This is a genomic window from Nakamurella sp. (genome assembly GCF_048594475.1).
Taxonomy (GTDB): domain Bacteria; phylum Actinomycetota; class Actinomycetes; order Mycobacteriales; family Nakamurellaceae; genus Nakamurella.
In genome coordinates this window covers 1-20210 of record NZ_JBMDXT010000524.1, presented here as the reverse complement: position 1 = coordinate 20210, position 20210 = coordinate 1, and the positions used below count along the sequence as shown (strand labels likewise).

18 protein-coding genes are annotated in these 20210 nt (G+C 73.7%); 11 read left to right on the top strand and 7 right to left on the bottom strand.

Going from position 1 to position 20210, the window contains the following annotated elements:
• Positions 1-674: alpha-L-rhamnosidase C-terminal domain-containing protein (locus ACOJUF_RS23660; RefSeq protein ID WP_420124262.1), on the top strand; the 674-nt coding region annotated here is incomplete at its 5' end.
• 16 nt (positions 675-690) lie between these two features.
• Here the strand turns inward: ACOJUF_RS23660 and ACOJUF_RS23655 are convergent.
• Positions 691-1608 (bottom strand): LysR family transcriptional regulator, encoded by a 918-nt coding sequence (locus ACOJUF_RS23655; protein WP_420124261.1) that lies wholly within the window; start codon positions 1606-1608, stop codon positions 691-693.
• A gap of 106 nt (positions 1609-1714) precedes the next feature.
• On the opposite strand from ACOJUF_RS23655, the gene ACOJUF_RS23650 reads away from it, so the two are divergent.
• The 4 genes from ACOJUF_RS23650 to ACOJUF_RS23635 are packed head-to-tail and all read left to right on the top strand — an operon-like array spanning position 1715 to position 5879.
• A complete protein-coding gene (locus ACOJUF_RS23650) occupies positions 1715-2695 on the top strand; it encodes a cyclase family protein (RefSeq protein ID WP_420124260.1) in 981 nt (326 codons plus the stop codon).
• A gap of 30 nt (positions 2696-2725) precedes the next feature.
• Positions 2726-3664 carry a VOC family protein gene (locus ACOJUF_RS23645; RefSeq protein ID WP_420124259.1) on the top strand — a complete coding sequence of 313 codons (939 nt, stop codon included), beginning with the start codon at positions 2726-2728 and terminating at the stop codon, positions 3662-3664.
• A gap of 13 nt (positions 3665-3677) precedes the next feature.
• Complete coding sequence (locus tag ACOJUF_RS23640) at positions 3678-4664, top strand: fumarylacetoacetate hydrolase family protein (protein ID WP_420124258.1); 987 nt, start codon at positions 3678-3680, stop codon at positions 4662-4664.
• A 39-nt stretch (positions 4665-4703) separates the two neighbouring features.
• On the top strand, positions 4704-5879 hold the full coding sequence (locus tag ACOJUF_RS23635) for an alpha/beta hydrolase family protein (RefSeq protein WP_420124257.1): 1176 nt from the start codon (positions 4704-4706) through the stop codon (positions 5877-5879).
• A 74-nt stretch (positions 5880-5953) separates the two neighbouring features.
• Here ACOJUF_RS23635 and ACOJUF_RS23630 read toward each other — a convergent pair whose 3' ends face one another.
• Both ACOJUF_RS23630 and ACOJUF_RS23625 read right to left on the bottom strand, forming a co-directional pair.
• The gene (locus tag ACOJUF_RS23630; protein ID WP_420124256.1) at positions 5954-6682 is read right to left on the bottom strand and encodes a DUF305 domain-containing protein; all 729 of its coding nucleotides are present in this window, start codon (positions 6680-6682) and stop codon (positions 5954-5956) included.
• A 75-nt stretch (positions 6683-6757) separates the two neighbouring features.
• Complete coding sequence (locus tag ACOJUF_RS23625) at positions 6758-7198, bottom strand: hypothetical protein (RefSeq protein WP_420124255.1); 441 nt, start codon at positions 7196-7198, stop codon at positions 6758-6760.
• Positions 7199-7268: 70 nt separating this feature from the next.
• Here ACOJUF_RS23625 and cobF point away from each other — a divergent pair, with 70 nt between their 5' ends.
• A complete protein-coding gene (gene cobF / locus ACOJUF_RS23620) occupies positions 7269-8027 on the top strand; it encodes a precorrin-6A synthase (deacetylating) (RefSeq protein ID WP_420124254.1) in 759 nt (252 codons plus the stop codon).
• Between the two features lie 29 nt (positions 8028-8056).
• Here the strand turns inward: cobF and ACOJUF_RS23615 are convergent, their stop codons facing one another.
• On the bottom strand, positions 8057-9244 hold the full coding sequence (locus ACOJUF_RS23615) for an MFS transporter (RefSeq protein ID WP_420124253.1): 1188 nt from the start codon (positions 9242-9244) through the stop codon (positions 8057-8059).
• 120 nt (positions 9245-9364) lie between these two features.
• Between ACOJUF_RS23615 and ACOJUF_RS23610 the strand changes: the two genes are divergently transcribed.
• Together ACOJUF_RS23610 and ACOJUF_RS23605 are read left to right on the top strand one after the other, a co-directional pair.
• Complete coding sequence (locus tag ACOJUF_RS23610) at positions 9365-9820, top strand: MarR family winged helix-turn-helix transcriptional regulator (protein ID WP_420124263.1); 456 nt, start codon at positions 9365-9367, stop codon at positions 9818-9820.
• 101 nt (positions 9821-9921) lie between these two features.
• Positions 9922-10680, top strand: a complete 759-nt coding sequence (locus tag ACOJUF_RS23605; protein WP_420124252.1) for an alpha/beta fold hydrolase — start codon at positions 9922-9924, stop codon at positions 10678-10680.
• Positions 10681-10683: 3 nt separating this feature from the next.
• Here the strand turns inward: ACOJUF_RS23605 and ACOJUF_RS23600 are convergent, their stop codons facing one another.
• Entirely contained in the window at positions 10684-11625 is a 942-nt protein-coding gene (locus tag ACOJUF_RS23600) for a virginiamycin B lyase family protein (protein WP_420124251.1), read from the bottom strand.
• A gap of 320 nt (positions 11626-11945) precedes the next feature.
• Positions 11946-15599: a cobaltochelatase subunit CobN gene (cobN, locus tag ACOJUF_RS23595; protein WP_420124250.1), complete on the bottom strand. Its 3654-nt coding sequence runs from the start codon at positions 15597-15599 to the stop codon at positions 11946-11948.
• Positions 15600-15738: 139 nt separating this feature from the next.
• Between cobN and ACOJUF_RS23590 the strand changes: the two genes are divergently transcribed.
• From ACOJUF_RS23590 to ACOJUF_RS23580, 3 genes are read left to right on the top strand one after another with little or no spacing between them, the layout of a single operon-like run.
• Positions 15739-16773 carry an adenylate cyclase gene (locus ACOJUF_RS23590; RefSeq protein ID WP_420124249.1) on the top strand — a complete coding sequence of 345 codons (1035 nt, stop codon included), beginning with the start codon at positions 15739-15741 and terminating at the stop codon, positions 16771-16773.
• Between the two features lie 29 nt (positions 16774-16802).
• Positions 16803-17777, top strand: a complete 975-nt coding sequence (locus ACOJUF_RS23585) for a hypothetical protein (protein WP_420124248.1) — start codon at positions 16803-16805, stop codon at positions 17775-17777.
• Positions 17774-19123 carry an adenylosuccinate synthetase gene (locus tag ACOJUF_RS23580; protein WP_420124247.1) on the top strand — a complete coding sequence of 450 codons (1350 nt, stop codon included), beginning with the start codon at positions 17774-17776 and terminating at the stop codon, positions 19121-19123. The genes ACOJUF_RS23585 and ACOJUF_RS23580 overlap by 4 nt, the downstream gene beginning before the upstream one ends.
• A gap of 215 nt (positions 19124-19338) precedes the next feature.
• Here ACOJUF_RS23580 and ACOJUF_RS23575 read toward each other — a convergent pair whose 3' ends face one another.
• Positions 19339-19944: an NUDIX hydrolase gene (locus ACOJUF_RS23575; protein WP_420124246.1), complete on the bottom strand. Its 606-nt coding sequence runs from the start codon at positions 19942-19944 to the stop codon at positions 19339-19341.
• Positions 19945-20210: the final 266 nt, after the last annotated feature.

Here is a 20210-nt window from a genome sequence, read left to right as displayed (position 1 = left end):
TGCTGCAGACCCAGTGCCCCTCGTGGCTCTACCCCGTCACGCAGGGCGCGACGACGGTGTGGGAACGGTGGGACAGCCTGCTTCCCGACGGCACGGTGAACCCGGGCGAGATGACCTCGTTCAACCACTACGCACTCGGCTCGGTCGCCGACACGCTGCACCGCCGGGTCGCCGGACTGGCGCCCGCCGCCCCCGGGTACGCCCGGCTGCGCTGCGAGCCCCAGCCGTTACCAGGTCTGACCGCGGCCGCGGCCTCGCTCGACACCCCCTACGGGAAGGCAGATGTGGGCTGGGCGGTGGACGGCGACCGGTTGCGGGTCACGGTGGTGGTGCCGCCGAACACGTCCGCCGACGTCCGGCTGCCCGGCTGGCCCCGGGCGGTCACGGTCGGCGCCGGCCGGCACGAGTTCGGCGGGGTGGTCCCGCCCGGACCGGACGGGCCCGGTGCGGTCGACCTGGACACCGATCTGTCGGTCCTGGTCGACGACGACGAGGCCCTGGCCGCGGTGGCCGGCGCCCTGGACGGGCACGGCGACGGCCGGGGCGCCGCGTTCCTCGACGACACGAGGTTCGCGGCCGGCGCCCGGCTGGCCGACGTGCTGATGTTCGCCGCGCCGGCCGTCCGGGACGACGTCCGGCGGGCGCTGGAGGCGGTGACGGCCACCCGGCGGTGAGGTCGCGGCCGGGCCGTCACCGGGCGCCGGCCACCTGCGCCGCGACCCGGACGACCAGGTCGCGCAGGTACGAGTGCTCGGGGTCGCCGTCGTACATCGGGTGCCACCAGATCGCCTCGACCAGCGGCGACACCTCGAACGGGCAGGGCAACCGGCGCACCCCCAGCGCGTCCGGGACGCCCTCGGCCAGCCGCTGCTGCAGCAGGGCCACCCGTCCGGTGCCGGCGACGAGGCCGGGCACCGTCAGGAAATGCTCGGTGATCACCTGGATCCGCGGCTCGATCCCCAGCATCCGCATCTGGCGGGCGGCGGGCGTGGCCGCGGTCGCGCCGTGGTAGGTGACCACCCAGGGCATGGTCCGCAGGTCGTCGATCGAGAGCGCGTCACCGACGGCGTCGTTGTCGGCCGACACCAGGCAGACCCAGGTGTCCTGGTACAGATCCCGGTGCGAGAGCCCGTCGGTGAAGCCGTGCGGCATCACCAGCAGGTCGGTGCCGGTCATCGCCTGCATCGCGTGGTCCACCAGGTACGGGGTGTTCTGGACGAACCGCAGCCGGGCTCCCGGCGCCTCGCGGGTGAGCGCGCCGGCCAGCGGGGGAGCCAGCACGGCGACCCCGTAGTCGCTCATCACCAGTGAGAACTCACGGGTCGAGGTGGCCGGGGCGAAGTCGGGTTCGGCCGCGAACACCCGCTCCACCCCGGTGACCGCGGCCTGCACCCGGCCCCGCAGCTGGGTGGCCAGCGGCGTGAGCCGGTACTGGTTGCCGAACCGGGCGAGCAGGTCGTCGCCGAAATGGCGGCGCAGCCGGGCCAGCTGGGCGGAGACCGCGGGTTGGCTCACCCCCAGCTGCTCGGCCGCGCGGCTGACGCTGCGGTGCTCGAGGACCGCGTCCAGCGTGACCAGCAGGTTCAGGTCCAGATTGGTCAGCTTCACGGGCCCAAGCGTATCCACCGAGGTGATGCGCCGCATCATGCATCTCGTCTTCCCTGATGCGCTCGGGTCCCGGATCGTGAGGGAGTCGCTTCAAGGAGGACCCGACATGCCCACCACCTTTCCGCTCGATCCGCGCGATCCCGAGTCGGCGATCGCCGCGGCCGCCAAGCGCTGCTCCAACTGGGGTCGCTGGGGCGCCGACGACGTGCTCGGCACCCTGAACTTCCTCACCGACGACATGCGCGCGCGGGCCGCCGCGCTGGTCCGTCGGGGGGCGGCGTTCCCGCTGGCCCAGTCGTTCGACATGAACGGGCCGCAGCGGGGCTGGCGGCGGCGCACCAACCCGGTGCACACGATGCTGGACACCGGGACCGACGCCGAGCGCGGCACCCAGGGCTTCCCGCATGGCATCGGCGGCGCCGACGACGTGATCTTCATGCCGCTGCAGGCCTCCACGCAGTGGGACGGCCTCGGCCACATCTTCGACCACGGCCAGGCCTGGAACGGGCGCCGCGCCGGCGACGTCGTGACCAGCGACGGCGATCTGGTGACCGGCATCCAGACCGCCACCGGCCGGATCAGCGGCCGCGGCGTGCTGCTCGACGTCGGCCGCGTGCTCGGCGTCGACGGCGAGCTGCCCGACGGGTTCGCCATCACCGCCGAGCATCTGGCGGCCACGATCGCCGCGCAGGGGCCGACCTCGACCGTCGGCCGGGGCGATCTGCTGCTGGTCCGGACCGGCCGGCTCGCCCGGGCCCGCCGCGACGGGTGGGGCGAGTACGCCGGCGGCGACTCGCCCGGACTGTCGTTCACCACGGCGGACTGGCTGCACTCCACGGAGGTGGCCGCGGTCGCCACCGACACCTGGGGATTCGAGGTCCGGCCCAACGAGTTCGAGAACGCCTTCCAGCCGCTGCATCAGGTGGCCATCCCGCACATCGGGCTGTTCATCGGCGAGATGTGGGATCTGGACGCGCTGGCCGCCGACTGTGCCGCGGACGGTGTCCACGAGTTCTTCCTGTCCGCCGAGCCGCTGCCCGTCACCGGCGCGGTCGGCGCCCCGGTGGTCCCGATCGCCGTCAAATAGTCAACCGACCAACAGGTTTCGAGGAGCATCATGAGCGTCCCCGCCATCACCCACCTGCGGCACGTCGACCTGGCCGTGCCCGACTTCGCGACCCAGCTCGACTTCTACACCCACACCTGGGGTCTGAGCGCCGAGCACACCGAGAACGGTCTGGCCTTCCTGGCCGCCGAGGGTTCGCCCGAGAACTACATCGTCCGGCTGCGGCAGGCCGGTGACAAGCGGATCGACCTGATCGCGTTCGGGGCGGCCTCGGTGGCCGACGTCGATGTGCTCGCGGCGAGGCTCGCCGCCGACGGCGTCACCCTGGTCAGCGAGCCGGGCATCATCGACACCCCCGGTGGCGGTTACGGCTTCCGCTTCTTCGACAACGAGGGCCGGACCGTCGAGATCAGCGCCGACGTCGCCATCCGCACCCACCGGGCGGTCGAGGCCGGCGAATCCATCCCGGTGCGGCTCTCGCACGTGGTCATCAACAGCCCCCAGCCGGAGCAGACCCGGGCCTTCTACGAGCGGCACCTGGGCTTTCGCCTGTCGGACACCCTGATGCACCCGCGGATGGGGGAGATGATGTGGTTCCTGCGGATCAACCAGTGGCACCACAGCATGGCGATCGCCCGCGGCCCGCACCCGTCGCTGCACCACGCGTCGTTCGAGATGCGCGACATCGACTCCTACATGCGCGGAACCGGCCGCCTGCTGCGGGCCGGCGTGGAGAAGATCTGGGGTCCGGGCCGGCACATGGCCGGCAACAACACCTTCAGCTACTTCCTGGACCCGCACGGCAACACCGTCGAGTACACCACCGAGCTGGAACTGATCGACGAGGACACCTGGCATCCGCACCTGTACGACTTCTCCCAGCCCGAGGTCTCCGACCAGTGGGGCACCGCGAACCAGATGAACGAGTTCGTCGCGCAGCGCTCGTTCAACGACGTCGACAAGGGCCTGTTCGTGGCCCCGCCGGTCTGAGCGGGACCCGGTCATGCGTCTTGCCACCTTCGAGCACCGGGGCATCGTCGCCGCCGGGGTCGTCACCGGCCCGCCGGAGCGGCCGCTCGTGCACCCGCGGCCGGCCGGCATCACGGTGCTCGACCTGGTCCGGTCCGGCCGGGCCGCGGCGACGGCCGCCGGTGCCGCCGCCGCGGCCGGCCCCGGCGTCCCGATCGCGGACGTGCGCCTGCTGCCACCGCTGAACCCGCCCACCGTCCGGGATTTCGTCGCCTTCGAGGAGCACGTGGAGGGCGTCGTCGCCTCCGTCGACGGTGACTCCGGAGTCGCGCCCGAGTGGTACGAGGCGCCGACGTTCTACTTCACCAACCCGTACGCGCTGATCGGCGCGCACGACGACGTCGCGATCCCACCGGGTTGCCGCCGGTTCGACTTCGAACTCGAGGTGGCCGCCGTGGTGGGCCGCGCCGGTTCGTCGCTGACCCCCGAGCAGGTCGAGATCTTCGGCTACACGATCATGAACGACTGGTCGGCCCGGGACCTGCAGAGCCGGGAGATGAAGGTGAAGCTGGGGCCGGCCAAGGGCAAGGACTTCGCCTCCACCCTCGGCCCGTGGCTGGTGACCGCCGACGAGCTCGAGCCCTACCTCGACGCCGACGGCTTCCTGGCGCTGGAGATGACGGTGTCGGTGAACGGCACCGTGATCGGGCGGGACCTGCTGTCCAACATGGGCTGGCCGTTCGCCGAGCTGGTCGCCTACGCATCCCGGGGTGCCCGGGTCGGCGCCGGCGACCTGCTCGGCTCCGGAACCTGCGGCAACGGCGGCTGTCTGGCCGAGCTGTGGGGGCGCCGGGGCCGGCTGGACCCGGCGCCCCTGCAGCCCGGCGACGTCGTCGAGATGACCGTCGAGGGCATCGGCACCATCCGCAACACCGTCGTCGCCGGCATCGACCTGCCACCGGTGACGCCGGCCCGGCCGCGCCCCCGTCGGCGCACCCGGGCCGTGCCGGCCGCCCGCTGAGCCACCTGACCCCGCCCCTGCTCCGAAAGGACCCCCGAAGTGTTCGAGTTCTTCCCCGGCAACTACGTCTGGAACCTGGGCGTGGTCGCCGCGCTCAACAGCGGCGGCCTGATCGACGAGGTCGACCGGGCCTGCCGACCGATCCGGGAGGCCGCCGCCCAGGGCGCGGACGCCGGCACGCCCGACTTCCTGCGGGCCTGGACCGGCCTGACCGACCAGCTGGTCGACCAGGCGGAGGCGGCCGAGAAGCTCGGCCACACCCGGACCGCGGGCCAGCTGTACTTCCGGGCCACCAACTACCTGGCCCAGGCCGAGCGGATGCTGTCGCACTCCGACCCGAACCGGATCCCCAGCTACCGCCGGGTGCTCGACCTGGCCCAGAAGTCGTTCGAGCTGCGCGATCCGCGAGTGACCCGGGTGGAGATCCCGTACGAGTCGGGCAGCCTGCCCGCCTACTTCAGCGCGGCCCCGGCCACCGATGCCGGACCGGCGCCGGTGATGATCATGTTCAACGGGCTGGACTCGACCAAGGAGCACATGTACAACTCCGAGCACTGGGCCGAGCTGGCCGCGCGCGGCATCTCGACCCTGATGGTCGACCCGCCCGGCTCCGGCGAGGCCCTGCGGCTGCGGGGGCTGACCGCCCGGATCGACACCGAGGCCTGGGCCGCGGCCTGCGTCGACTACCTGCTGACCCGCGACGACGTCGACCCGACCCGGATCGGCCTGGTCGGCTGGTCGCTGGGTGGCTACTACGCGCCGCGCGCGGCGGCGTTCGAGAAGCGTCTGGCCGTGGTCGTCGCCTGGGGGGCCAACCACAACTGGGGAGCCGTGCAGCGCCGCCGCCGGCAGCGTGAGGGTGAGCGTCCGGTGCCGCACTACTGGGAGCACGTGCGCTGGGTCTGGGGCTTCGATCCCGACGCCCCGCTCGACGACTTCATCGAGTTCGCCGACCAGGTCCACCTGGACGGGGTGGTCGAGCGGATCGACGTGCCGTTCCTGATCGCGCACGGGGAGAACGACCGGCAGATCCCGCTCGAGTACGCGCACCGCTCGTTCGACCAGGCGGTCAACAGTCCCAAGCGGGACCTGCGGATCTTCACCCCGGACGAGGGCGCCACCGAGCACATCGGCCTGGACCATTTGCCCCACGTGTCCACCTTCATCGCCGACTGGGTCGCCGACACGCTGGCCGAGCACCCGCGGTCGGCCTGAATCCGGTCGGCCACCGCCCGGACCCGGGGCGGTCCTCGCGATCCCCGGGTCCGGGTGTGCCCGGCGTGTCCGGCCTACAGGGCGGCCAGCAGCCGCTGCATCTCGGTGATCTCGGCCGCCTGGCCGGTCCTGATCGCCGCGGCCAGCGCGAGCGCCTGCGGGTTCTCGCCCCGCGCGAGCTCGACATCGGCCATCTCGATGGCGCCCTGGTGGTGCGCGATCATCTGCTGCAGGAACAGCGTGTCGAACGCGGCGCCGGTCGCCGCCCGCAGCGCGGCCATGTCGGACTCGCTCATCGACATCATCGCGCCCATGCCGAAGTCGTCCGCGTCGCCGGTGGGATCCGCGGCGGCGGTCGACGCCGGGTCGCCGTGATCCATGCCGTGGCCCATGTCCGGGCCGGCGGTCCCGGTGCCGGTCATGGGCATGGCCGCGTCCCAGGCGGTGAGCCAGCTCTGCATCTGCTCGATCTCGGGCCCCTGGGCCGCCTTGATCCGGCCGGCCAGATCCTTGACCTGCGGGGCGGACGCCTGCGTCAAGGCCAGGTCGGACATCTCGACGGCACCCTGATGGTGCGGGATCATCATCGTCGCGAACACGACGTCGACGGCGTTGTGCGCCCCAGCGGCCGACGGGGCGGCGGCCCCGGCGGTCCCGGCACCGGTGGGGGAACTGTCGGTCGGGGAGCTGCCGATGGTGCCGGCCGCGGAGTGGTCGGGGTCGGAGTGGGTGCCGGCGCCACAGGCGGCGAGGGTCAGGCCGATGGTGAGCGCGACGATCGCGCCCGGAACACGTTTGAACACGGGTGGTCTCCTGTGAGGTGTGCGGGAAAGGGCAGGCGGAAGCCGCGTTCCGGTCGGGAACGCGGCTCCGGTCGCCTATACCCGGAGCACACCCAGGGCGATGCGGGGCCATCCGTCCGGCGGCCCCCGGCGGCGCAGGTCCAGCCACCCGCCGTCGCCGGGGCGGTCGTGGTCGCCGGCGCCCGCGGCCGACCGGGCCAGCGCGAGCAGCACCAGCGCCGCCCCGCCGATCACCAGGAACAGGACGCACCCGGCCATGTCGCCGTGCCCGATCCCGGACGGCAGCGGGGCCGCCAGCGGCTCGATCGGGGCCGGTCCGGGGACCGACCGGAGGGGCGACCGGGCGGCCGGCGGGGCCGCGTCGGGCCGGTCGTGGTGGCCGTCCGCCATCGCGGGAGCCGGCAGCATGCCGTGCCCAGGCCCGTCGCCGGCGGTGAGCACGTGCATGCCGAAGACCCCGGCGATGACCGCGAGCAGCAGCACCCACCGGGCCGGCGAGCGTCGGCTGGTCGGCACCCGACCATGATGCACCGGGCCGGCGCCCCCGCATCCGGGGGGCCGCGACGGCGGGCGGCACAATCGCCGGGTGCGCACCCTGGAGATCATCGGCATCGGCATGGGCGACCCCGAGCAGCTGACCCTGCAGGCGCTCGCGGCCCTGGGCCGGCTGGACGTGGTGCTGCAGCTCGACAAGGGTGAGGCCACCCGGGATCTGATCGACCTGCGGGCCGAGATCCTCCGCCGCTACGCCCGTCCCGGCCACACCGTGGTCTCCGTGCCGGACCCGCGCCGGGATCGGGACGACCGCGACTACCGGGGCGCCGTCGTCGACTGGCACCGGCGGCGGGTGACCGCCCTCGAGGGCGTCCTGCTCGACCGGACGGCGCCGGACGCCACCGCCGGAATCCTGGTGTGGGGGGATCCGGCGCTGTACGACAGCACGATCCGCGTCGTCGACGGCATCCGCGGCCGCGGCCGGGTGTCCCTGCGGGTACGGGTCACGCCGGGGATCAGCGCGGTGCAGGCGCTGGCCGCCGCGCACGGCGTCGTGCTGCACGGCATCGGCGAACCGGTCCTCATCACCACCGGCCGCCGGCTCGCCGAGGCGATGGCCGGGCCGGTTTCGACCGTCGTGGTCATGCTGGACGGCGCCCTGGCGTGCCGGGCCTACACCGGCCGCGGCCTGGAGATCCTCTGGGGCGCCTACCTCGGAGATCCGCGGCAGACCCTGCGGCGCGGACCCCTGGACGAGGTCGTCGACGACATCGCGGCCGTCCGGGCCGACCTGCGGGCCCGGCACGGCTGGATCATGGACACCTACCTCCTGCGCCCGCCGGCCGGGTGACCCGGCCGGTCGAGCCCGGGGTCGCGGCCCTACCCGCGCGTGACGGCGGCGGGCGGCGCGTGGTCGACGGGGGGCCGCGGCGCGGTCCGGGCGGCCACGGCCATCACCAGCAGCGCCCCGGCGGTCAGCCCGGCGCCGGTCCAGATCGGAGCGGTGAAGCCGAGCCCCACGCTGATGGTGATGCCGCCGAGCCACGCCCCGAGTGCGTTCCCCAGGTTGAACGCCGCGATGTTGCCCGCGGAGGCGAGCGAGGGCGCCTGTGCCGCGTAGGTCATCACCCGGGTCTGCAGGCCGGGCACCGTGGCGAAGCCGAAGCCGCCCATCCCGAACAGCAGCACGGCGGTCGCGATCGGGTTCGGCGCGACGAGCGCGAACGCGACGAGCACCAGGACCAGGGCGCCCAGAATGACCAGCAGGCTGCGGTCCAGGGCGCGATCAGCGAACCGCCCGCCGACGACGTTGCCGATCAGCAGCCCGGCGCCGAACAGCACGAGCAGCCACGGCACGGTGCTGGCGGCGAACCCGCTGACCACGGTCAGCGTGTAGGCGATGTAGGTGAAGGCGCCGAACATGCCGCCGAAGCCCAGGACCGTCTCGGCCATGGACAGCCAGACCTGGCGGTCCCGGAAGGCGCCGAGTTCGTCCCGCAGGCGGGTGGTCTGGTGGCGTCCCCGGTCGGCCGGGACCAGCGCCAGCACGCCCAGCAATGCGACGACGCCGATCACGGTGATGACCCAGAACGTGGCCCGCCAGCCGAACTGCTGGCCGACGAACGTGCCCAGCGGGACGCCCAGCACGGTGGCCGTGGTCAGTCCGGTGAACATGATGGCGACGGCGGCGGCCTTGCGGCTGGGGTCCACGAGCGAGGCGGCGACGACCGAGCCGATCCCGAAGAACGCGCCATGGCACAGCGCGGCGACGATCCGGCCGGTCATCATCACCTCGTAGGTCGGCGCGGCCGCGCTGATCGCGTTCCCGACGACGAACAGGACCAGCAGCCCCAGCAGCACCCGCTTGCGGGGCAACCGGGTGGTCGCGGCGGTGAGGCCGAGCGCGCCGACGATGACGGCCAGCGCGTAGCCGGTGATCAGAGCGCCGGCCACGGCCTCGCTGACGCCGAAGGTGGCGGCCACCTCGGGCAGCAGGCCCATGATGTTGAACTCGGTCAGGCCGATCCCGAAACCGCCGAGCGCGAGCGCGATGAGTCCCGCGGGCATCAGTGTCTTCTCTCTCTCTGAGGGGTTGGACGCGTACGCTGGTAGTTGCATACGCTTGATATCTACTGTTGCACGCGCCGATAGTCCGCGCAAGCAACTAAATGTGTGAGGTGGTTCGTGATGGGCATCGGCGACGACGCCGTCCAGGTGCGCGCTCAGGGCTGGCGCACGCTCGCATCGCTGCACGGCATGATCGACACCCGTCTCGAGCGGGCCCTGACCGCGTCCGCCGGGCTCTCGGTGGTCGAGTACACCGTGCTCGACGCGCTGAGCCGGCAGGACGGCTGGCACATGCGGATGCAGCAGCTGGCGCGGGCCGCGGCGCTGTCCGCGTCGGCCACCACCCGGCTGGTCAACCGGTTGGAGGAGCGTGGTCTGCTGACCCGGATCGTCTGCGCCGACGACCGGCGCGGCATCTACACCGAGCTGACGGCGGCCGGCCGGGACCTGCTCGAGGCGGTGCGTCCGGTCCACGACGAGGTGCTGCGCGAGGTGCTGGACGAGGCGTCCGGCGTGCCGGAGCTGACCTCCCTGGTCCGGGCGCTGGCGGAGGGCGAGGGTCCCGGCTCGCGATGAGCTCCTGGGGGTGACCTTGCGTAATGGACGCAGTTCACCCACGAGGGTGAGCGGTGGCGGGATAGTTTGCCCGAAAACGCCTCCCACGAATGGACACCGCCGTGACCGATACCCTGCCGTCCGTCCTGCCGGAACTCACCGTGACCGATGCCGGCGACGGCCCGGCCGTCCTGCTGCTCCACGGGGGCGCCGGTCCGATGTCGGTCGCCGGGCTCGCCGAGCTGCTCGTCTCCAGCGGGCGGCGCGTCCTGACGCCGGTGCACCCCGGCTTCTCCGGCACCCCCTATCGCACCGGCACGACGGACGTGGCCGGACTGGCGGCGCTCTACGCCGCCGTGCTGTCCGAGCTCGACCTGCGCGGGGTCACCGTCGTGGGCAGCTCCCTCGGCGGCTGGATCGCCGCCGAGCTGACCCTGCTCGCGCCGGACCGGATCGGCGCGCTGGTGCTGATCGACGCCATCGGCATCGACGTGCCCGACCATCCGGTGGCCGACGTGCCGAACCTGACCCCCGATCAGATCACCGACCTGGCCTTCCACGACGCGGATCGGTTCCGCATCGACCCCGCCGCGCTCCCGCCGGAGGCGCAGGCGGCGATGGCCGCGGACGGGGCGGCGCTGGCCGCGTACACGGGTGGATCGCCCGTCGACCCGACGCTGGCCGGCCGGCTCGGCGGCATCGCCGTCCCGACGCTGGTGCTCTGGGGGGACGACGACGGGATCGTCGGCCCCGGCTACGGGCAGGCGTACGCGGCCGCGATCCCGGGAGCCCGGTTCCGGCTGATCGAGGGGGCCGGCCACCTGCCGCAGCTCGAGGCGCCGGAGCCGACCGTGCGGGCGATCACCGACGCCGCCGCCTGAGCGTCAGCCGAGCCGGATCCGGCCGATCGTCGGGTTGCCCCGGTTGGTGAACCACAGTGTCGACCCCGGGCCGGGTTTCAGGTCGAACGGCGCGTCGAACGCCGGGTCGGCGACGGCCGTGACCCCGGCCGTGTCGGGGTCGATCCGCAGCACCGCGTTGCGGTCGGTGTCGACCACCCAGATCGCCCCGTCGGGTCCCAGGGTGGCCCCGTCGGGGGCCCCGAACACCGGGCCGGTCAACGGAAGCCAGCTGCCGGACGGGTCGGCCGGGTCGAAGCGCGCCACCCCGGCGGGCGCGCGGGTAGTGATCCACAGGCAACCGGCCCGGTCCTGGGCCCAGGCCCGCAGGGCCGGATCGCCCGGTGGGGTCAGCACGGCGACCGTCGCCGCCGGATCGGCGGCCGCCGGGTCGAGCGAGCCGACGCCCGGCCGCCCGGTGGTGGTGAACCACAGCCGGCCGTCACCGGCCGGGAAGATGGCGGCCGGCCCGTCGATCAGCGGATGGGTGACGAGAACTGTCGATGCGCCGGGATCCTCGGCGGACGGGTCGATCCCGGCCAGGGCGTTCGCGGCTCGCAGGCTCACCCAGACCCGCCCGTCGGCGGCGGACTTGATCGCCACCGGGTTGCGCAACCCGGGTGCGGTGACCGCGGTCAGGGTCGCCTGCGGGTCGGCCGCGGCCGGGTCGATCCGGCCGACGAGGTCCGTCGCGGGGCAGGTGAACCACATCGTGCCGTCGGCGCCGGGATAGATGTTCGCCGGGCCGCGCAGCTCGCCGGCCGGGTCGATGAACGTCTCGATCGCGCCCGTCACCGGATCGATCCGGCCGATCCGGTCGGTGCCCGGCGAGGTGAACCACACCCGGCCGTCCGGCCCCTCGATGACGCCGGTCAGCGCAGCCAGCCGGTCGGCCGGATCGGCGAACGTCTCGATCGTCAGGTCCACGGGAACCCCTTCGTCGGGCGCGTTGTGCACCGGACGCGGCGGCCGGCACCGGCGCGGCCCGGTCGCTCGACCCGCGTCGACCGGTCCGGGGCGCCGCCGCTCATGATGCTGGACGCCCGGTGCCGTCCGCCACCCCCGCCCCGCCCCGCGCCCGCCCCGCGCGGATCATTTACGCCCGCGCGGATCATCTCGCCCCGAATGGGACGGGTGGGACCGGAGTCGATGACTTCGTCCGCGCCGGGGTTGTTGATCCGCGCGGGGAGGGGTGGGCCGGCAAGGGGAGGGGTGGGCGGGCAGGGTCCCGGGTTCGGCCCGCGGGGTCAGCGGTCCTCGAGGTCGCCCTCGACGTCGAGGTAGACCTGGGCGAGGTCGGCGAGCAGGTCGGGGTCGGGCTCGGCCCAGAGGCCGCGGTCGGCCGCCTCGGTCAGCTTCTCGACGATGCCGCGCAGCGCCCACGGGTTGGCGTGCCGCAGGAACTGCTGGTTCTGCTCGTCCAGGGCGTACGTGCGGGCCAGGGACTCGTACATCCAGTCGGCGACGACCCCCGCGGTGGCGTCGGAGCCGAACAGGTAGTCGACGGTGGCGGCCAGTTCGAACGCACCCTTGTACCCGTGCCGGCGCATCGCGGCGATCCATCGCGGGTTCACCACCCGGGCCCGGAACACCCGGGCCGTCTCCTCGGTCAGCGACCGGGTCCGCACGGCGTCGGGGGTGGTGGAGTCGCCGATGTAGGCGACCGGAGCCTGCCCGGTCAGCGCCCGGACCGTGGCGATCATCCCGCCGTGGTACTGGAAGTAGTCGTCGGAGTCGGCGATGTCGTGCTCGCGGCTGTCGGTGTTCTTCGCCGCCACCGCGATCCGCCGGTCGTTGGCCTGCATGTCCGCCGCCGCCGCGACCCCGTCCAGCCCCCGGCCGTAGGCGAAGCCGCCCCATGCGGTGTAGACCTGTGCGAGATCGGCGTCGTCCCGCCAGTTCCCGGCCTCCATCAGGGGAAGCAACCCGGCCCCGTAGGCGCCGGGCGCCGATCCGAAGATCCGGGTGATGGCCCGCCGTTCGTCGCCGTGCTCGGCCAGGTCGGCCTGGGCGTGCGCCCGGACGTAGTTCAGCTCGGCCGGCTCGTCCAGCCCCGCGACCAGGCGCATCGCGTCGTCCAGCAGGACGACCGCGTGCGGGAAGGCATCCCGGAAGAAGCCGGAGATCCGCACGGTGACGTCGATCCGGGGACGCCCGAGGTCGGCCACCGGAATCACCTGCAGGTCGCTGATCCGCCGGGACGCCGGGTCCCACACCGGGGTGACTCCGATCAGGGCGAGGACCTCGGCGATGTCGTCACCGGCGGTCCGCATCGCCGACGTGCCCCACACCGACAACCCGACCGACCGCGGGTACTCGCCGGTGTCGGTCCGGTACCGGGCGATCAACGACTCGGCCATGGCGGTGCCGGTCTCGTAGGCCAGCCGGGACGGGATCGCCTTGGGGTCGACGCTGTAGAAGTTGCGGCCGGTGGGCAGCACGTTGATCAGCCCGCGCAGGGGTGAACCGGACGGGCCGGCCGCAACGAACCCGCCGTCGAGGGCGTGCAGGACGGAGTCGAGCTCGCCGGTGGTGCCGGCCAGCCGGGGCACGACCTCGGTGGCGGCGAACGTCAGGACCGCGGTCACGTCCGGATCCGCCTGACCCAGCAGGTCTTCCACGACGCCCGGCACCGCGTCGACCGCCCAGCCGGCGTTCTCGCAGGCCTGCACCAGGGCGCGGGCCTGCGCCTCGATCACGTCGACGCTCGTCCGGTCGGCGTCGTCCTTGAGGCCGAGCGCGGACCGCAGGCCGGGGAGCGCCTGCGCGCGGCCACCCCACACCTGGCTGGCCCGGAGCATGGCCAGCACGAGATCGACCCGGGCCGGCCCGACCGGCGCCTGCCCGAGCACGTGCAGGCCGTCGCGGATCTGGGTGTCCTTGATCTCGCACAGCCAGCCGTCGACGTGCAGGATGAGGTCGTCGAAGTCGTCGCCCTCCGGACGGTCCGCGCCGGCCAGGCCCAGGTCGTGGTCCATCCGGGCCGCGCGCAGCAGCGTCCAGATCTGCGCCCGGACGGCCGGCAGCTTGGCCGGGTCCATGGCCGCGATCGTCGCGTGCTCGTCCAGCAGTTGCTCCAGCCGGGCGATGTCACCGTAGGACTCGGCCCGCGTCATCGGCGGGATGAGGTGATCGACGATGACCGCGTGGGCGCGGCGCTTGGCCTGCGTGCCCTCGCCCGGGTCGTTGACCAGGAACGGGTAGATCAGCGGCACCGAGCCCAGCGCGGCGTCGGTGCCGCACGAGGCGGACAGCCCGACGTTCTTGCCCGGCAGCCACTCCAGGTTGCCGTGCTTGCCCAGGTGGACCAGGGCGTGGGCGCCGAAACCCCGCTCCAGCCAGCGGTAGCAGGCCAGGTAGTGGTGCGAGGGCGGCAGGTCGGGATCGTGGTAGATGGCGATCGGGTTCTCGCCGAACCCGCGGGGTGGCTGGACCAGGATGACCACGTTGCCCGACTGCAGGGTGGCGAGCACGATCTCGCCGTCGGGATCGCGGGAGCGGTCGACGAACAGCTCGCCCGGGGCGGGACCCCACGTCCCGGTGACCGCGTCCCGCAGGTCGGCCGGCAGTTCGGCGAACCAACGACGGTACTGCGCGGCCGGGATGCGGACCGGCTGACCCGCGAGATGTTCGTCGGTCAGCCATTCCTCGTCCTGGCCGCCGGCCGCGATCAGGCCGTGGATCAGGGCGTTGCCCGCGGTGGTGTCCGGTTCCTCCCCGGGCACCGGTTCGATCGTGTCGAGACCGGGGAACGCGTCACCGATCTCGTAACCGGCCCGGCGCATCGCCCGGAGCAGCCGGACCGCCGAGACCGGGGTGTCCAGGCCGACGGCATTGCCGATCCGCGAGTGCTTGGTCGGGTACGCCGAGAGCACCAGCCCGATCCGGCGGTCGGCCGGTGGCGTGTGCCGGAGCCGGGCGTGCGCGACCGCGATCGCCGCGACCCGGGCGCACCGCTCGGGATCGGCCACGTAGCGGGGTAATCCGGCCCCGTCGTCCGGATCGGTCTGCTTGAACGAGAACGGCACCGTGATGATGCGGCCGTCGAACTCGGGCACCGCGACCTGGGTGGCCACGTCCAGCGGGGACAGGCCGTCGTCGGTCGCCGCCCAGGTCTCCCGGGACCAGGTCAGGCACAGCCCCTGCAGGATCGGGATGTCCAGGGCGGCGAGGTCGCTGACGTCCCAACCGTCGTCGTCACCGCCGGCGGAGGCGCCGGCCGGGGTGGTGCCGCCGGCCGCGAGGACGGTCACGATCAGGGCGTCCAGCTCCCCGAGGGCACGCAGCAGATCCGGTGGCGCGGCCCGCAGCGATGAGCAGAACATCGGCGCCGCGACCGCGGCGCCGGTGGCGTCGACGGCATCGGCCAGCGCGTGCACGAAGGCGGTGTTGCCGGACGTGTGGTGGGCCCGGTAGATCAGGATGCCGACCCGGGACCGGCCGGCCGCCGGGTCGACGGGCGGCGAGTCCCGCTCCAGATACCCCCACGGCGGGACGACGGCCGGCGGGTCGAACCCCTCGCCGGTCAGCAGCACGGTGTCGCAGGCGAAGGCGTGCAGCTGCCGCAGGTTCGCCGCGCCGCCCTCGGCCAGGTACGCGTGGGCCTGGGCGGCGATGCCGATGGGCACGGTGGACAGGCGCATCAGCTCGGCGTCCGGCGTCTGCTCGCCACCCAGCACGACCGTGGGCAACCCCCGGGCGGCCAGCCCGTCGAGCCCGTCCTGCCAGCTCCGCGCGGTGCCCAGGATGCGGACGAGAACCAGGTCGGCCCCGTCCAGCACCCCCGGCAGGTCCCGGGTCACGTCCAACCGGGCCGGGTTGGCCAGGGCGTAGTCGGCCCCGGAGGCCCGGGCCGAGAGCAGGTCGGTGTCGGACGTGGACAGCAGCGCGATGCGGGGCATGACTCCACTCTCGCAGCCCGGGCCGGGGACGGAGGCCCGCCCCCGCCGCCGGTGGGGTTCGCCGTCCCCCGCCGGCGGGAGGGACCGGCCTGCAAAGCGCAGGGTTGCGCTTTCTAAATTAGTCGTGCAGACTATAAATATGACCACGACAGACGAGGCCCGGAGCGCGGTGCTCGCGGCGCACGGGCCGCAGGACCTGTTCGGTCCGCGGGCGCAGGGGCCGGCGGCCGGGCGGGCCGCCACGCGGACGTTCCGGCGGTATGCCGCCCTGCTGCACCCCGACCGGGCCGGTGATCCGGCCGCGTTCCTGCGGCTGGAGGAGCTCTACCGGGATTGGGCCGGCGGTCCCGACCGGACCGCAGCGACCGTCATCGGCCGCCTCGACGCCTACCCGGTCGGCGACCTGCTCGCCCAGGGCAGCGTCGCCGCCGTCTACCGCAGTGCCGGCGTCGTGCTCAAGCTCGCCCGGCGACCGGCCGCCAACCGGTTCCTGGAGAACGAACGGGCCGCCTACCGGTCCCTGGCCCGGCTGACGACCGCCCACGAATGGCTGCGGCCCTACTATCCACGGCTGCTCGACGTCGGCGCGATCGCCGGTCCCGACCGCGAGGTCCGTCAGGTCGACGTGCTCACCGACCTGACCGACGGCTTCCTGACCCTGGCCGACGTGCTGCGGGCCTACCCGCAGGGCCTGGACGGCCGCGACTGGGCCTGGATGTACCGCCGGCTGCTGCGGGCCGTCGCCGGTGCCCATCTCGCTGGCCTGGTGCACGGCGCGATCGTCGCCGACAACGTGCTGATCCAGCCGGAACGGCACGGTGTGGTGCTCGCCGGGTGGTCGTTCGCGACGCGCGCCGGCACCCCGCTGCCGGGCCGGATCGGTTCGGCGAGCTACCCGCCGGAGGTGATGGCCGGCTCACCCGTCACCGGCAAGGCCGACATCCACCAGCTGCACACCCTGATGACCGCCGCGCTCCATCCGGCCGAGGAGGCACAGCTCCGGTACGCCCGCGGCGCCCGGCAGGACAACCCGCGCATGCGGCCGTCCGCCGATGCGCTGCTGGACGAGTACGACGAGCTGATCGGCCGGCTCTACGGCCGCCGCCGATTCCGCCCGTTCGCGGTGCCCACCGAACACACCGACCCGACACCCCCTACCCACCGAGCGGTCTGAGGACCGCACCATCGAAAGGACGTGCAGTCATGGGACACGGAGCCTGGGACGACAACGCCTACCGCGCCGCCGCCACCTTCCGCCGGGCCAGCGGCGCCGCCGACTTCGCCTACAGCGCCGGGATGCGCGCCCGGCCGGCCAGCCAGTGGCGGGCCGACCCCGCACTGGACCCGCACGGGGTCGGCGTCCGGGAGTCACGGGACGGCACCGACCACCCCGCGTCGACGCCCATCGTCGTGCTGTTCGACGTCACCGGGTCGATGGGCGTGGTGCCGCAGGTGATGCAGCGCCGGCTGGCCGAGCTGTTCGGCCTGCTGGAGCGGAAGGGATACGTGCAGGACCCGCAGATCATGTTCGGCGCGATCGGTGACGCCGACTGCGACCGGGTGCCGTTGCAGGTGGGCCAGTTCGAGTCGGACAACCGGATGGACGAGCAGTTGCGCACCCTGTTCCTGGAGGGTGGTGGCGGCGGGCAGAAGAGCGAATCGTACGAACTGGCAGCTTATTTCGTCGCCCGGCACACCGCGACCGACGCGTGGGACAGGCGCGGACGCAAGGGCTACCTGTTCATCGTCGGTGACGAGATGAACAAGCGGACGCTGCGGGCTGCGCACATCCGCCGGGTGATCGGCGACGAGGTCGATCGGGATCTGGACACCGCTGCGATCTACCGCGAGGTGCAACAGCGGTGGGAGACCTTCTTCATTCTGCCCCGGCAGACCGCCTACTACGACGACATGCAGGTCAACCAGCACTGGCGGGACCTGCTGGGCGAGCGGTTCCTCAAGCTGGAGGACCCGGAGGCGGTGTGCGAGCTGATCGCGCTCACCCTCGGGCTGCTGGAGGATGCGATCGACCTGGGCGAGGGGCTGGCCGACCTGACCGACATCGGCAGCCCGCACGGCCCGGCCGTCGGCAAGGCGCTGGCCACCGTCGGCGCCCGGCCGGCGGTCACCCGGGGCACGCTGCCCGCCGGCCTGGACGTCGCGGACGACGTCCGATGAGCCGGGCGGCCCGCCCGGACGACCGGCCCGGCAGCACGATCGTGGTCGGCCTCGGGTTCGGCGACGAGGCCAAGGGTGCGACGGTCGACTTCCTCTGCGCCCAGGGAGATGTCGCCGGCGTCGTGCGGTTCAACGGCGGCGCCCAGGCCGCGCACAACGTCGTGGCCGACGGCCGGCACCACACGTTCCGGCAGTTCGGCTCGGGCACCCTGGCCGGGGTGCCGACGTTCCTGAGCCGGCATGTCCTGGTCGAGCCGATCGGGCTGGCCGGCGAGGCGGAGGAGCTGGCCGCCGCGGGCGTGCCCGATCCGCTCGGGCTGGTCACCGTCGACCCCGACGCGCTGATCACCACCCCGGTGCACGTCGCCGCGAACCGGACCCGCGAGGACCGGCGCGGGGCGGGGCGGCACGGGTCGACCGGCCTGGGCATCGGCGAGACCGTCTGGTTCGACCTGGCGCTGCGCCGCGGGGCGCGGGCCGGGCAGCGGGTGGAGAACCTGGTGTCGCCGTCCGACGCGCGGGGCCGGGCGCTCCGGGTCCGGGACTGCCTGGACCGCCGGGTGCTCCGCGACCGGCTGACCGACCTCGTCCGGTTCTACTCCCCGCTGCTGGCCGGTGGTGTCCACGGGCACGACGACGTCGGGACGATGGCCGATGTGCTCGAGGCATTCGCCGGGGCCGTCCGGATCGCCGGTCCGGACCATCTGGCCCGGACCGCGGCCCGGGGCCGGCTGGTCTTCGAGGGTGCGCAGGGCGTGCTGCTGGACGAGTGGCGGGGTTTCCATCCGCACACCACGTGGAGCACCACCACGCCGGCCAACGCGCAGGCGTTGCTGGCCGCGGCCGGGCTGCCGCGGGGCGAGGTCCTCGGCCTGACCCGGTCCTACACCACCCGGCACGGGGCCGGTCCGCTGCCGACCGAGGACCCGGCCCTGCTGGCCGTCGCCGAGCCGTTCAACGGTACCGGCGTGTACCAGGGCGGTTGGCGGGCCGGGCATCTCGATCTGGTCGCGCTGCGCTATGCGGTCGCGGCGATCGGCGGGGTGGACGCGCTGGCGGTCTCCCACCTGGACGTCCTGGACGGCGTCGGCGACCCGGCGCCGCCGGCCGTCCGGGCCGTCACCGCCTACCGGACGCCGGCCGGAGTGATCGACCGGTTGCCGGTCGGTCCGCCCCGCGATCTCGACCACCAGGCCGCGCTGACGACGCTGCTGCGGGGGGCGTCCGGCCGGGGGAGGGAACTGGCCGGCAGCCGGGACGCGGTGCTGACCCTGGAGCGGGCGCTGGGTGCGCCGGCGCGGGTGCTGGCGTTCGGTCCGGATCGGGTGGATCGCAAGGTGGCCTGAGCTGACCCGAGCTCAGCGAACCCGGCCGAGCCGGCCGGTGCGTGGCTTGTGCGTGGCCGGTGCGTGGCTTGTGCGTGGCCGGTGTGCGGCCGGTGGGAGGCCGGTGCGCGGCTGCCGCGCGGACGAAGTCGTCGACTCGCGTCACAGCAGTCACATTCGGAGCTACTTGATCCGCGCCGGCGTTGTTGATCCGCGCGGTCGGGGCGGCGTGAGGGTCAGGGGGACCAGGACCAGACGGCGCCGGGTCGGCCGCGGCCGGCCGATGCCAGCCGGTCGGTGCGGGCGAGGCCGGGCAGGCCGGCCAGGGTGCGGTTGAGGTTGCCCCGGTCCGGCGGGGTGCCGGTCAGGGCGGTGTGCAGGGCGACCGCATCGGCCACGGTGAACTCGTCCCCGGTCAGCAGCCGGGTGAAATCGGTCTCCCGCCAGAGCATCCCGGCCAGTAGCGGCCAGCAGTCGGCGACGATGCGCTCGTGGTCGAAGGCCAGCGGCGGCAGATTCTCGGGGGGCGCCCAGGTCGCGGTGCCCACCTCGGTGCCGACCGCCCAGGTGGCCACCGACAGCGTCGGGCCGCGGGGGTCGCGGTTCGGCTCGTCGAAGGTGACCAGCTGGCCCGATCCGGCCGCCCGGAGGTCGACCTTGGCCAGTGCCCGGCCGATCGCCTCACGGATCCGCTCGCCGCGGTGCAGCAGGACGCCGGGCAGGGCCGGCCAGCCGGCGAACGGATCGACCGTGCGGTCGTGCAGGCCGAGCAGGAGGCGGCGGGTGCCGTGGTCGTACCGCAGGAGCAGCACATCCACCGAGACGTACGAGGTCCGCTCCACGCCGCCCAGGGTACGAAGGCGGTCCCGGTGCGCCGCCGGCCAGGGGCGGGCCGGGTGCGCCGTCGGCCAGGGGCGGGCCTGACGGTTGTCGCCGCGGGTCGCCGCGTGGCAGGGTCGGCCCGTGCGGCCCACCACCACCGACAGCGCGGGCGTCCCACGACAATCGACTCGCCGGTTTTAGCCCCCGCTCCGGGGGATACGGGGCGCAAACCGGCCAGGCGGCGCGGGTCGGCGGGCGGGCGGCGCGGCTCCGCGGGCCGGCGGCG